The sequence below is a fragment of the Okeania sp. SIO2F4 genome, assembly GCF_010672385.1.
GTDB lineage: Bacteria > Cyanobacteriota > Cyanobacteriia > Cyanobacteriales > Microcoleaceae > Trichodesmium.
In genome coordinates this window covers 1-12,646 of sequence record NZ_JAAHGT010000184.1, presented here as the reverse complement: position 1 = coordinate 12,646, position 12,646 = coordinate 1, and the positions used below count along the sequence as shown (strand labels likewise).

14 protein-coding genes are annotated in these 12,646 nt (G+C 34.0%); 7 read left to right on the top strand and 7 right to left on the bottom strand.

Annotation, left to right across the window (positions count from 1 at the left end):
• Positions 1-593 precede the first annotated feature (593 nt).
• Positions 594-1,460, bottom strand: a complete 867-nt coding sequence (locus F6K22_RS14055) for a DUF4382 domain-containing protein (protein WP_293098583.1) — start codon at positions 1,458-1,460, stop codon at positions 594-596.
• A 474-nt stretch (positions 1,461-1,934) separates the two neighbouring features.
• Between F6K22_RS14055 and F6K22_RS14050 the strand changes: the two genes are divergently transcribed.
• Positions 1,935-2,303 (top strand): helix-hairpin-helix domain-containing protein, encoded by a 369-nt coding sequence (locus F6K22_RS14050; protein ID WP_293098580.1) that lies wholly within the window; start codon positions 1,935-1,937, stop codon positions 2,301-2,303.
• A 231-nt stretch (positions 2,304-2,534) separates the two neighbouring features.
• Positions 2,535-2,969, top strand: a complete 435-nt coding sequence (locus F6K22_RS14045; RefSeq protein ID WP_293098577.1) for a ferritin-like domain-containing protein — start codon at positions 2,535-2,537, stop codon at positions 2,967-2,969.
• Positions 2,970-3,444: 475 nt separating this feature from the next.
• Here F6K22_RS14045 and F6K22_RS14040 read toward each other — a convergent pair whose 3' ends face one another.
• Positions 3,445-3,930: a hypothetical protein gene (locus F6K22_RS14040; protein ID WP_293098575.1), complete on the bottom strand. Its 486-nt coding sequence runs from the start codon at positions 3,928-3,930 to the stop codon at positions 3,445-3,447.
• A gap of 120 nt (positions 3,931-4,050) precedes the next feature.
• Between F6K22_RS14040 and petN the strand changes: the two genes are divergently transcribed.
• From petN to F6K22_RS14025, 3 genes are all read left to right on the top strand, one after another.
• A complete protein-coding gene (petN, locus tag F6K22_RS14035) occupies positions 4,051-4,140 on the top strand; it encodes a cytochrome b6-f complex subunit PetN (protein WP_293098586.1) in 90 nt (29 codons plus the stop codon).
• A 634-nt stretch (positions 4,141-4,774) separates the two neighbouring features.
• A complete protein-coding gene (locus tag F6K22_RS14030) occupies positions 4,775-5,035 on the top strand; it encodes a hypothetical protein (RefSeq protein ID WP_293098572.1) in 261 nt (86 codons plus the stop codon).
• Between the two features lie 439 nt (positions 5,036-5,474).
• A complete protein-coding gene (locus F6K22_RS14025) occupies positions 5,475-5,798 on the top strand; it encodes a hypothetical protein (RefSeq protein WP_293098569.1) in 324 nt (107 codons plus the stop codon).
• Between the two features lie 707 nt (positions 5,799-6,505).
• Here F6K22_RS14025 and F6K22_RS14020 read toward each other — a convergent pair.
• The 4 genes from F6K22_RS14020 to F6K22_RS14005 form a co-directional block, all read right to left on the bottom strand.
• Complete coding sequence (locus F6K22_RS14020; protein ID WP_293098567.1) at positions 6,506-6,805, bottom strand: STAS domain-containing protein; 300 nt, start codon at positions 6,803-6,805, stop codon at positions 6,506-6,508.
• Between the two features lie 1,412 nt (positions 6,806-8,217).
• The gene (locus tag F6K22_RS14015; RefSeq protein WP_293098565.1) at positions 8,218-9,288 is read right to left on the bottom strand and encodes an acyl-CoA dehydrogenase family protein; all 1,071 of its coding nucleotides are present in this window, start codon (positions 9,286-9,288) and stop codon (positions 8,218-8,220) included.
• Positions 9,289-9,365: 77 nt separating this feature from the next.
• A complete protein-coding gene (locus tag F6K22_RS14010) occupies positions 9,366-9,635 on the bottom strand; it encodes a hypothetical protein (protein WP_293098562.1) in 270 nt (89 codons plus the stop codon).
• 556 nt (positions 9,636-10,191) lie between these two features.
• Positions 10,192-10,365, bottom strand: coding sequence for a hypothetical protein (locus tag F6K22_RS14005; protein WP_293098560.1), 174 nt, complete (start codon positions 10,363-10,365; stop codon positions 10,192-10,194).
• A gap of 686 nt (positions 10,366-11,051) precedes the next feature.
• Here F6K22_RS14005 and F6K22_RS14000 point away from each other — a divergent pair.
• Positions 11,052-11,480 carry a hypothetical protein gene (locus tag F6K22_RS14000; protein ID WP_293098557.1) on the top strand — a complete coding sequence of 143 codons (429 nt, stop codon included), beginning with the start codon at positions 11,052-11,054 and terminating at the stop codon, positions 11,478-11,480.
• Positions 11,481-12,062: 582 nt separating this feature from the next.
• Positions 12,063-12,428 (top strand): hypothetical protein, encoded by a 366-nt coding sequence (locus F6K22_RS13995; protein WP_293098555.1) that lies wholly within the window; start codon positions 12,063-12,065, stop codon positions 12,426-12,428.
• Positions 12,429-12,528: 100 nt separating this feature from the next.
• Here F6K22_RS13995 and F6K22_RS42045 read toward each other — a convergent pair whose 3' ends face one another.
• Positions 12,529-12,639 (bottom strand): hypothetical protein, encoded by a 111-nt coding sequence (locus F6K22_RS42045; RefSeq protein ID WP_363273537.1) that lies wholly within the window; start codon positions 12,637-12,639, stop codon positions 12,529-12,531.
• Positions 12,640-12,646: the final 7 nt, after the last annotated feature.

The following is a 12,646-nucleotide window of genomic DNA, read 5'->3' as shown; positions in this document are numbered from 1 at the left end:
AGGCGATCGCCACCAGGGGACTTTATCTAAAATCTAAAAACTATGACGCAATAGTTAAATTAATTCTCAAGTTGCAATAGAGCGTTTCCCTGGGCGACATGAAACCCGTAGCGGTGCTACGCACTATCGCCACCAGGGGACTTTATCTAAAATCTAAAAACTATTGTGCAATAGTTGAATTAATTATCAAGTTGCAATAGAGCGTTTCCCTGGGCGACATGAAACCCGTAGCGGTGCTACGCACTATCGCCACCAGGTGACTTTATCTAAAATCTAAAAACTATGACGCAATAGTTAAATTAATTACCAACCAAAATAGAATATGAAAGTTCAGATAAATTAGAAGACAAAAATTATTAATTTACCGAAAAATTCAGGTATAAAGCCTCTCCATTCATGGAGAAAAAGCGGTCGATCTTCGGAGATGGGATGGCGAGGTTTCCCTCACGTGCAGAGCCCCTCCGAAGTGCGCCATATCCAATCTCCCCTTGAGAAGAAAAAAAATTCCTTGAGCGCCAATCCTATCAGTTATAAGAAGAGGTAATAATTAATTATTAGTTGTTAATTATTAATTATTAACTGCCTTTTAACTTTTAATTTTTAACTTTTGACTTCAAACTATGGCAATGACCTTCGCCCACATGACCCAAATTGGGTAAAATTGCCATAAATTTCTGGTAGTCAGTAGGGGAAAGTCGATCTTTTAATGTAGCCATATCCGCCTCAACCTTTCCTGCTGTGGCGATCGCTGCGAGAGGAGAAAAACCTAATGCTCCTGTATTAATTTCCTCATCTGGGGCAGCGCTATTATCACCAAAGAGATGGTCAAAGTGGAAAGTAGCTTCTAATTCTGCAATATCTCCAGCTTGGAGAATGCCTTTACGCTCATCCCCAACAAAATCTCCACAGGTAAATTCTAGTTCCTGGTCAATTTTGACAATAAAGGGTATGCTCTGACCATCTTTAGTACCTGTGCCACTCATTAATAAAGAGTAACCTTTTGCTGGGCCATCAGTTGCTTTAGGCATTTTCCAAGAGAGAGCATTGTAGTGACCAGGAGGTGCGGATATTTCACTGACCAAAATAGTTTCTGCGGTTTTATCTCCCTCTGCCAAATCTACTGTATTAGTTTCAGTAAAAATGACTTTTTCTGTTGCTTCTGGTTTCTCTCCTGTTTCAGCTTTGTAGGGTGGGTCTGTTTGGTAAGCAGTGACTTCCGCTAGATTGACATAAAGTCGGTCAAATGTTATGTTCCATCCATCTTTAGCAACAAAGCCTTTTCTCACAAAGTCTTCTCCATTGGCACGGAGCTTAAGAGTGCCTGGAGTTTTGTCATTTATCTGAGTTGAATTGGTATTAGTTTGAGTCGTCTGGCTTTGACAACTGCTTAGTAAAACAGCAGGCATTCCAAGCAGTAGGGTGAATAAAATTAAAATGTGTTTTGCGATCTTCATTTTCATTCTTTTGGCTTAATAACTTAAATTATATACTGAGGGTGGGTAGTAGGAAAAAGAGGAAAAAAACTGAGTATTGAGAGGGAAATTATTCTGGTGGGTAATATAATTATTTGAACATAAAATGCTCTAAATCTCTTTACCCTGTATCCTAAAAACTTAATTTTTTGTGCTATTCAAAGTGAGGAATATGGGTTATAGCAATTCCTATACTGGTGAGGTAAAAAAATCTAGGTTTTAGGCAACAGCTCCAGAAGGCAACAGGGAATAGGGAATAGGAATAAACTAGATAAGTGTACCTCACAAAGACTGAGAAACATTATAATCAATATTATTGTTAGAAACTAGGATGGTAAAATTATTGTCTTGCTTGAGATGAAATAAAAAAAACTAATATGTAAAAAATTGTCAATATTTTTGAGACCCATTACAATATGCAATTATTGTCTTAGTATTAGCCAAAAAACTTACTCAACCAATATGATGAATCACTTTCGTTTTCTATCCTTATCTACCATTGTTGCTAGTTTAATTGCCATGAGTTCCTGTGCAAATACAACTACTCAGACGACAGATCCTAACACTAGTCCTGGCACTTCAAATCCAGCCTTATCTCCTGCTCCTGGCACTACAATCAAAATAGATATAAATGATGCTTCAGACTCAGACTTAAAAAAATTAGCAATCAAGTTAAATATCCCTGATTTACCAGAAAAAATTAAAAAAAATCGTCCTTACAAAGACATTAATGAATTAGCAGTAAAAGAAGTTATTAGTCCTCAACAATTAGACTTTGTTAAGAATGATATAACTGTGGCACAACCCAGTCAAGAATCAAACAACAATTAATTTAAAAAAAGGTTTTTTCCTTGTGCAATTTTCCCCTACTAATATCACTAGCATTTAGTAGGGGTTGAGAAAAAAGTATTTTTGCATTTAGATTATCTATAGAAAAAGTTAATATTTGCTTTTCTTAAATAAAGGTTAAATCAAGGAAAAATTAAATTAATGTTGCATAAACAGATTTAGATAACTAGGCAGTTACAATTAAACAGAGAAATGTAAACTTAAAACGTTAAAATGAGAGAACTTGACAATCAAAAATCTGTAGAGTTATTAAACTCTATTATGGAATTTGAACTAGCAGGTGTCGTGCGCTATACTCATTATTCCTTAATGGTGACAGGACCTAATCGCATACCAATTGTACAATTTTTTCAAGCTCAAGCTAATGAATCTTTACTTCATGCTCAACAAGCAGGAGAAATATTAACAGGTTTAGAAGGTCATCCAACATTAAAAGTAGCTCCGATTGAAGAAACAAATCAACATTCAGTAGCAGCTCTTTTACAGGAGAGTCTTAACCATGAAGCCAAAGCTTTAGAACTATATAAAAAATTCTTAGAAACTGTAGAAAACGCAAGTATATATTTAGAAGAATATGCTCGGACAATGATTGGTCAAGAAGAGTTACATAACATGGAAATCAAAAAAATGTTGCGTGACTATAGTTGATTAATCTGACCTAGAGGAAATATCTAATATTTGTCATAGCAATCCGCCTAAAAAATGTGAATATCTACTGAGAAATTACAGATTATTTAGGATTCCAAAAAAGAGCATTCGGATTGCTTCATTTTGATTCCTGGAAAGACGAGTCAGGATTAACAATCTAAAAAATATAAATCTCAACTGTAATAAAAATAGAAAATATTTTTGGATATATTTTTTGATTTTTGACAGAAAACTATCCAATTTTCACAATTCAGAAATTATATCAAATATAAAAAATTGTGCAAATACACGAATCTCCCTATCAATCTTTGGTAGCAAATATTAAGGTATTTGATATTAGTTTTGCCAGAGGTATAGCAGTCGAAGCATAGCTGATGACAACTAGAAAACTTCAAAGCTATTACCTATAAAGTTTTGACTAAAGCTATTTGCGAAGCATTTCGGCACGGAAATGTTCAATGCTGAATACTATATATTAATCTTGATTAGGGGAAGAAGCAAAAGGCTTAATCCACTTTTGACTAATACCCAAGTCTAAAACAAGGCCAACCACAGCAAAGGCCAATACACTTTCCATACCTAATACCATTAGAGGCCATAAATCAATAAGTGTGGCCTCAGAATTTAATCCCACATCAATTTGTCCTAAACCTCTGACAGAACCAAAAGCCACCACTGCCCCAGATTTAAGATGAGGGTTTCTATCCTGACGAATAATATAACGGTAAGTTACACCAAATAGAAATCCACTAATAAAAGCGATCGCGCCCTGAAATAAAATATTCCAGTCTAGAGTTATAATTTCTAAGTTTGCCAATGATTCCCAACTATGGCCCAAAATCAAGCTATTACCAAGGGCGATCGCGCCTAAAGTCAAAAATAGTGAGATACCAGCAATAGTTCCTGCTTTGAGAGATTCAATTCTTTCTGCGAAGGTAAAATTTGATGAAGAGTTAACCATATAAGCTGAATTTTATGTCGATTAATATTTTGTTCTATTTGATTCTCTCATAGTCAAAATGCCATAAATAAAATATTATAGGATTTGGAGTAAATTTTTCCTTTTTTTTTGAAAGCAGTTATGGATATTTTGTCATTAGGTTGGGTTTCCCTTTTAGTTCTGTTTGGGTTCTCTATTTCGATGGTAGTTTGGGGTCGTAACGGTTTCTAAAAATTAGGTATCAGTTTTAAGAAACTTAATTTTGGCTTGTGTTATCACACTAAACAACTCTTAATCTACTAATAAATTCAAAGATGGGATAGGCGATCGACCTATCCCATCTTTATTTATACATGAAAACTACTCAATCAGATTAACTCTGTTTTACGTTATTTTTTTGTGGGATTTATTGCTACTGTATTAGCGATAGTTCTTAATTCTAATATTCAGGAAACTGTGATTCATTAATGGATAATGGATAATGGATAATAGATAATTACTTCTGGTTAAAACCGTACAGGAATTGAATATAAGGAAATTCAAGAGCACTTTTCTCTTGGTCGATTGGATCTGGCGTTTCGCGGAGCGACTTGAATTGCGTTAGTGAAGCTCCTCTGGAAGAGCGGGAAACCTCGCCATCCCATCCTGACGGAATGCTTCGCTTTCCGACCGCTCTGTTGGTCGATTGGAGGCTAGCGAGGAAACCTCGCCATCCCATCCTGACGGAATGCTTCGCTTTCCGACCGCTTTTTCCCCTTGAAAGGGGAGAGTTTAAAGGGTGAATTATTTAATTAATAATTATTAATTATTAATTATTCGGTAATAATTCGGTGTTTTTACCAATGAAAGTAAAGATATTGAGTATATGACTAACTTGAGATTAATGAAAGGGCATTTATTAGTAGGGAAAGAGTTAATTGTAGCCACAGAAGTAAAGGAGGCAGAACCTCATTTTGGTCATCCGGTAGAAGAATTATATGTGGATATTGAAAATGAGTTAAATGAGTGGGGTGTTAAACAGTTCAAAAATACCTTAAATAATTTGCATGATTTAGTCATAGCGAGCCCTAAAGATACTAATAAATTTAATAGTATGTATCAACATCGTTCAGATAAGCTGCACTAACGCTACAGTTCAACTTAACCTACATTTTTAGGTGTACCAGTTCAGTAATTTTATACAGTGTTTTACAACTGTATTTATGATCGTTACAACCGTATTTATCATCATTTATAGCGCTACTTGAATCGGGAATAGGGAATAGGTATGGAGGGAATAGTAAACTGTTAAAGGGTTTCAGGATGCGCGAAATGTCAAGAGCCTTAATGCGTAGCGCTATATCTAAAATTTAGAAGTATTTTAACAGCTAATATATTGACATTGATTAACTATATGAAGATTCAGTAAAGATACTGATTAGCTATTGCATTATTGGAGTAGTTTGCTTTACTATTGTAAGCAAGCAAATTGTGGTAGTTATATTTTTGTAAAAAAATCAAAAATGAATTCTCTAAAAATCAAGACCGCTCATTCAAATATATTTGGTAATTGTTTCAACAAGCAAATGTCTTCTCTCGAATACTTATTAAAAAGAATTATCTTAATCTATCGAATAGAAAAATTCAAAAATTTAGCATTGATTGATAGGGCTATTGAATTAATAGAATCAATAAATATTCCATGTTGTAAGAAAGAAAAAGTAACTCCTATACAGGAAATAATACTAGAAGATTTCGTCAAAACTACCGGTTTTTTTTTAAACCAATCAAAAGAATATTTGCTCTTATCAAAAAGAGATGATTCGATAGAAGAAAAAGATAATTTAAGATTGATAATTGCTGCTGAAAGAGCTATTCTCAATTGTCGTATACTTGTCGTTAATTTTTAATCCCATTAGAGTTCCTGAGAAGCAGACTGATTCTTATAATTCAGATTCCCCAAGTCAACTTGTAATATTAAAAGTAGTAGAAAAAGAAGACAAACACTTTGTGCCTATAGAAATCTGCTATGAGTCAAGTTGATTAATCAAAGGTATTTCCGTTATTATAGGGGTTTGACATATTTGAATAATTAATCAAAATCAAAAATTTTTGTAACTGAATTTGTAGCCATTTATAATCCAGATATTAAATATTATCCGAGTTGAGTTACAAGAGTAATAACAATCTGACTAATATCATACTTAAAAATCCTTTTGAGTCGTTTAAAAAAAGTGACTCTATATTATGAGGAGAAAGTTTTTCGATCACCAATTAAGCCGAGATGATATTACACAATTTTTAAGCGCAATTTTTCTGGTGTGAGTCCCCAGACATATCCACAAATATCATCCTACAGCAAATGATATTCATCAATCAAATATACAGCCAGTTTTCCAATTTCTATCTCTTCTCGACGTTCTTCTCATAAATTACAAGTTTCTTGATGTTGATTTTTCACGAGTTGACTATCTCGTTTGGGATTATTTTTTTGGTTTTTTTTCCAACTCATTCCTGCTGATTTCCAAAGATTATAGTAACTTTTTACAGAAAGAAATTTAACTCCATATTCTGACTATATACTCCTCTAAAGCTTAACGGCATAAGCTGCCAGAATTTAGATTGGTTTCCCTACCTTCTGCTTAACTTCAAATATTCCGTCTAGTCCAGTTAATTCTAGACAATATTTAACTGAATCATTCAAATTCATTAGATAAAGGTTACAATCATTCTTCCTGGCTATACGACGCAATGCGAATAAAGTCATTAATCCATAATTATTAATATAATTTAGACTAGCGAGGTCTACTACACAGCAATGTTCTGAGCTAGTAGCTAGAGTTTTTTGTAACTTTTTCTGTAGTAGAGAACTATTTTTTTTGTTAAAGTCACTTGAAGGACGAATTAAAAGAGCCATGATTTTTTCCTACTTCTCTAATTTGGAACATAATATTATTGTATGGTGTGATGATGTATTTAATAAGTGACTTATTCAGGTAGAATTAGTGATAATATTGAGCTTTGCTAGTGATACTTTTGTTGAATAAATAATGATCTAGATCACAATTCATCTGAAATAGTAAGAAGTAAATTTCAATTACTAATATAATTCTCCTTAAAAAAGCGGTTAGCACTCAGCACTCAGCACTCAGCAAGATTATTTTTCGCGCATTTTAGAAGGGGATTTAAACTCCTCCTAAAAATCCTACCGGATTAACACAGCTAATTTTGTGCAAAATTGTAGGGTGTGTTAGACGGCTTAAATTAAGACTATGAAAAGGATTCAGCAATCCGTCGTAACGCACTATTTTAGATGAAACAGTCCACTACGCTTAATGATGAGCTTTTACCGAAAAATAAAGGTATAAAGCCTCTCCTTTAAAGGAAAAAAAGCGGTCGGAAAGCGGAGCATTCCGTCAGGATGGGATGGCGAGGTTTCCTCGCTAGCCTCCAATCGACCAACAGAGCGGTCGGAAAGCGGAGCATTCCGTCAGGATGGGATGGCGAGGTTTCCCGCTCTTTCAGAGGAGCTGCCTCTTGCAGAGAAACTGCCTCTTGCAGAGGAGCTGCCTCTTGCAGAGGAGCTTCGCTAACGCAATTCAAGTCGCGAAGCGAAACGCAATTCAAGTCGCGAAGCGAAACGCAATTCAAGTCGCGAAGCGAAACGCCATATCCAATCGACCAACAGAGCGGTCGGAAAGCGGAGCATTCCGTCAGGATGGGATGGCGAGTTTTCCTGCTCTTTCAGAGCCGCTCCGCAATTCAAGTCGCTCCGTACAACGCGTGTTAACGCGGAGCGCTAAACGCCATATCCAATCTTCCCTTGAGAAAAGTGCTAGAATATTTCCTTATATTCAATTCCGTTGCGGTTTTAACCTTCTTGTAATTATCCATTAGACATCTCCAAAAATCAAAAGTAAACTCAATTATTATCCAGAAATTATCAATTCCTCCTCTCTATTCCCAGTTAAGTGTTCCCTGTTAAGTGTTCCCTCTTTTGTTTAGACATCTCCAAAAATCAAAAGTAAACTCAATTATTATCCAGAAATTATCAATTCCTCCTCTCTATTCCCAGTTAAGTGTTCCCTCTTTTCTGGAGATGTTTATTATCCAATTAATGAACAATACTTTTAATTCTTTGAAATCTCTCAATTGCTTTTTCCTTCTTTAAAGACAATGAAACTGATAGCTGACCGCTGACCGCTGACCGCTGAATGCTTACCCGCAATGATATTAGTTAAACTTTTGAGTTAATCAAAATTTAGTTTTGATTTTTTACTTTTGAATGGATGACTTCTGTGCAGGGGTATTACAACTTAGAACTTTCAATTATACCCCACAACTTAAGATTTTGAGAGTAGCTTCCATAATAGCTGTAGTCTGAGCAAAAACTGTGTAGACTAGAGACTCCCGGTAAACCCGTTGCGCTCCATGATTTTTGTGATTAGCAGCGCCACTAGAAACAGTAACAGCAGCAGCAGCACAACGTTGGGCAAGGTTAATAGATGTTGCTCTGAGGTGGAGTTTTTTGGCAAAATCAGTATCAGGATTTTTATTAGCTTCCTCTATTGCATTTTGACATTCATTCACCTCAGCTTTTAGAGAATAAATTGCATCTGTAATAAAATCAAGAGATTTATTTTTTGATACTTCTATCATAATATCTATACCTGCAAAGGCACATCCCAACGCAAAGGGAGTAAAGCGCAAAATTTTTTGTTTGTCATTATCATGAATCCAATTTGCAGATTGAAGAGAAACTACTCGCTCATCAGGTAAAAACCAATTTTTTACTGTAGCACTAACAGTATTAGTTGAATTCATAGCGCACAAAGGCATAATTTCGGAGAAACTAATACTGCCATTTAATGTAGTAGTTTCCTCAAAAGGAAGTACACCAAAAATTGCTCTGCCATCAGATAATTTTGCTGCGATAATAAATTCCTGAAATATATTCCATCCAGTTATCCAAGGTACCGTTCCTTCTATATAATATCCACCTTTAGTAGGAAAAGCTTTGACAAGCGGTTCCCCAGAGCGTCTAAGTTGGGAAAAACCAACTCCTAATAATATTTTTCCATGACTCAAATGAGGTAAATATTGTTGTTGTAATTGATAATTTTCACTTGATGCTAACATTGCTGCTGCACTCTGATGTTGGGTTTGGAGAAAAGCTAATGCACCAGAAGATTTTGCTACAAGTAATTGATAATTAAAAAATTCTTGTTGGCTTAATTCTAAACCACCCCACTTTCGCGGAATTTGTAGTGCTAATAAACCAGATTTTCCTAGACTCATTAAAGCTGTTTTTAGTGCTTCATGGTTACCATCTATTGCGTTAGCTTTGGGAGCTACAGAATTTTGTAAAATTGAAGAGGCAGTTTTCTCTGTATTTTGCATGATGATTAATATTAAGGGCAATCGAGTAAAAAGGAAGAAATAAAAAGGCAGAATTAAGTTAGGCTAAGTTTTCTGGTTCAATTGTTCTGTTTTGACGATTCATTTTTAATGAAATCTAAGATTTCCTCCCGTGATAAATTAACTAATTTAATTAATATCTGAGCATATTTATCGGCAGAAAAGTTTAAGAAAATTTCGATAACTTCTAATAACTCTTGGTCAAGTTGACTAAATCGAGTTTTGAACAAGCTTTCCAGTATAATCTTTCGTTCTTCCTGACGCCCTTCTTGTCGTCCTTCCTGCCTTACATCTTCACGCCATTTCAGATAAGCTGGTGATAAATTCATAATTAATTCTCTCTCCTCTGATGTTAAATTTTGTTTAATTTCTAAATTAGTCTTCCATATTGAAACCTGTTCTAGTGCCAGATTTCTCAACGGGTTTTCTGGTGATAAATCAACTAATTCTAATATAGCTGATTTTTGAATTTTTCCCTTTCCTATATTACTGGTAATTGATTAATTGCAATTAGATTTGTTTTTAATCCTGCTGTAGAAATATAAACTCCTGTCACTGGGTTTTCTGGGTCTAGCTGAAAACCAAAATTCTTGATTAATTTCTCAGATGCAGAACTAGCTAATATGTAAGCATTCAGCTATTAGCGGTCAGCTCTCAGCTTTTTAATAAACTATAGTCATTCTGAATAAGACTGGAGCACTTTTTTACCTGAAACTCTTTCAAGGCAAGAAAACCTTGTCTCAATCTTAACTGGAATGACTATATGTAGTTCGATAGACTATTAAAGTTGACTAATGGACTTTTACAGTAAGTTTTAATTGTTTGAAATCTCTCAATTACTTTAAAAGTAATAAAGCTGATAGCTAATAGCTGACTGCTGAATGCTTACGCTAATATCCATAAAAAAGGTAAATTTTTTTCATTAATAGATTCTTGATTTATTTTGGCTTCTCGTAGCAATTCACTCTGAAGTGAAAATAACTTCAGTAGACAACCACGAACTTCATTTAAGCTAGGTTTATTTCTAAATGATTCAATTAAACAATTACTCAATAACATTTGACTCAATACTCCTAGATGGAAACTAGAAGTAGGAGGTTTTCAAGCAGGGGAAAAATAAATATCTATCTGTCTATCTATAGTAGTTCCCATACTGGTGAGGTACAAAATTTGTTGGTTTTAGGGAGTAGGGAGTAGGGAGTAGGGAATAGGGAATATAAAAGAAGAAAAACAACTGTACCTCAGTAACTTAAGACACGCTATAACTTCTTCAGTTACTTCTTTACTAATTTAAACTTGACCACAAAGATGAAATTCAATAATTAATAATTACCTCTTCTTATAAAGAATACGATTCCCTAAGACGATTCGCTAAAAGGAATTTTTTTCTTCTCTTGGTTGATTGGATATGGCGTTTGCTAGTGCAAAGCTTCGCTTTACATGTTGCGGAGCAAAACGCGTAGCGTCCCGGAGGGAACGGAGACCTCGCCATCCCATCCTAAGGTCATGCTCCGCAAACAACCGCTTTTTTCTCCATGAATGGAGAGACTTTATACCTTAATTTTTCGGTAATTCTTTGAGGAATTGTTTGTCAAATTGCTCATGGGGTTGTCTTGTCATTATGTTTTAGGTTTCTGTATTTTTCCATTTAATTGTTATATTATGTTATAATAATTATTGATCGGATTAAGCGACAGCGAAACCCAAACGACAAAGCTAATAGTAAAATATTTTGGGAGTATTTTATGAAGAAAGAATCTGTTAACTTAGAATTGTTAAAAAGAGAAATGGAAAAACTTTTAGAAGTTCAACCTAAACTAACAGATAATGGATTATATTTTATACCTACAGGTTATAAAATAACAATTAAACCAGAAAAAATGCTTTCTGATGAAATACTTAAACAATTTTCACTTTGTCGAGAATGGCTAAGTAAAGTAGATAAAATTGAAACTTTTAATACTAACCAAGGAAGCTATAGCTATAAACATATGGTAGAAGGATGTTTTCGTAGATATGTTTGTAATGGTGCATTTATAGCAGCAGCTATTTCTTTAGGTATTCCTATTCAACGTTGTCGTCTGAATAATCCAAGCGTTTATCTAAAAATTTCTCAAGAGTCTGTTAATGAGATGATTAAATATACTAACTACGATCGAAATGTTATAGATTAAATCAATTTCTACTCCATCAAATGTATAAAGTCTAACTTCTGATGCCTGCATTCCTAACACAATAATCAAAATTCCTGAATTACTGCCAAATAGAAAAATTTGTTGCTAGACAATAAATTAATGGTTGGGTTAGCTAATAAATAAACCCAACCAAATATGCTTAATTATACTTTAACTGATGCAGGCGATCGCTCTCTTCTATTCCCACTCCATTAGATAAACCTTGCTATAATATTTAACTATGATAGGACTTACGCAGAGGTAATACATATAGCGGAAAAAACTATAACGATTTAGTTTTTAACTCTATATATAGGGTCTTTCCGTAAGTCCTATATGATTAGTTATACGAGGAAATCTTTAATGAGCAATACAAATGATAATTCCGAATTACAACAAAAATTAGACTTATTAAAGTAAGGAAATAGTAAGGATAAAATTTATAATGCTGGTAAAGCAATAGTTAGTGCTATTCCTTCATTTGGTTTACTTTCAATAGCTTCACTTGCAGCACCTTTTTATGAGCATTTAATTAAAGAACCTTCTAGTCAAAGACTACATGATTTTTTAGAAGAAGCTGATTTGCCAGATTTAGAGGAAAATCGTATTTTTTACAATCAAATATTACTCGAATTGACCAATAAGGGATTGATAAAATTGAGAGAAGTATATAAAACGTTTGAAGAAGAACCTCCAACTATTTATTTTGACAATCAATTTGATGATGCAAAAGAAATATTAAAACAAGAAGCTAATGAAATAGAGTCAATAATATCAGAATTAAATCATTTTCAAGCTCGTCGTAACTATGAAAACAATTTTAGAACTATCAAGCATACTGAAAATATTGACTCAATTATATCAGATGTAAAAAATAACTTACAAAAAAGCAATACAACAAACTTAGGGAAGCAATTTATTCAGTTTATAGAATATCCACTTGTTTAAGAACAGAATAATAAATATCTGTTGCCAGCAAAATTTACCCTTTTGTTTTTAATAACTTTAACGGTTGGGTTAGCTAATAACTAAACCCAACCATATTTGCCTAATTAGACTTTAAGTTATTCAGCCGATCGCGTAAAATTTCTGCCTGCTTTTCTGCTTCTGCTAAATTATTTCTAGTTTCCTCGACAAATTTAGGGTCTGCCTTCTCGATAAAACCA

Coding starts and splice junctions, on each gene's coding strand:
- F6K22_RS14040 (WP_293098575.1), bottom strand. CDS start 3,930: ATGGTTAACTCTTCATCAAATTTTACCTTCGCAGAAAGAATTGAATCT.
- F6K22_RS14020 (WP_293098567.1), bottom strand. CDS start 6,805: ATGGCTCTTTTAATTCGTCCTTCAAGTGACTTTAACAAAAAAAATAGT.
- petN (WP_293098586.1), top strand. CDS start 4,051: ATGGATATTTTGTCATTAGGTTGGGTTTCCCTTTTAGTTCTGTTTGGG.
- F6K22_RS14030 (WP_293098572.1), top strand. CDS start 4,775: ATGACTAACTTGAGATTAATGAAAGGGCATTTATTAGTAGGGAAAGAG.
- F6K22_RS14050 (WP_293098580.1), top strand. CDS start 1,935: ATGATGAATCACTTTCGTTTTCTATCCTTATCTACCATTGTTGCTAGT.
- F6K22_RS14005 (WP_293098560.1), bottom strand. CDS start 10,365: ATGTTATTGAGTAATTGTTTAATTGAATCATTTAGAAATAAACCTAGC.
- F6K22_RS14025 (WP_293098569.1), top strand. CDS start 5,475: ATGTCTTCTCTCGAATACTTATTAAAAAGAATTATCTTAATCTATCGA.
- F6K22_RS14010 (WP_293098562.1), bottom strand. CDS start 9,635: ATGAATTTATCACCAGCTTATCTGAAATGGCGTGAAGATGTAAGGCAG.
- F6K22_RS14000 (WP_293098557.1), top strand. CDS start 11,052: ATGAAGAAAGAATCTGTTAACTTAGAATTGTTAAAAAGAGAAATGGAA.
- F6K22_RS14045 (WP_293098577.1), top strand. CDS start 2,535: ATGAGAGAACTTGACAATCAAAAATCTGTAGAGTTATTAAACTCTATT.
- F6K22_RS14055 (WP_293098583.1), bottom strand. CDS start 1,460: ATGAAAATGAAGATCGCAAAACACATTTTAATTTTATTCACCCTACTG.
- F6K22_RS14015 (WP_293098565.1), bottom strand. CDS start 9,288: ATGCAAAATACAGAGAAAACTGCCTCTTCAATTTTACAAAATTCTGTA.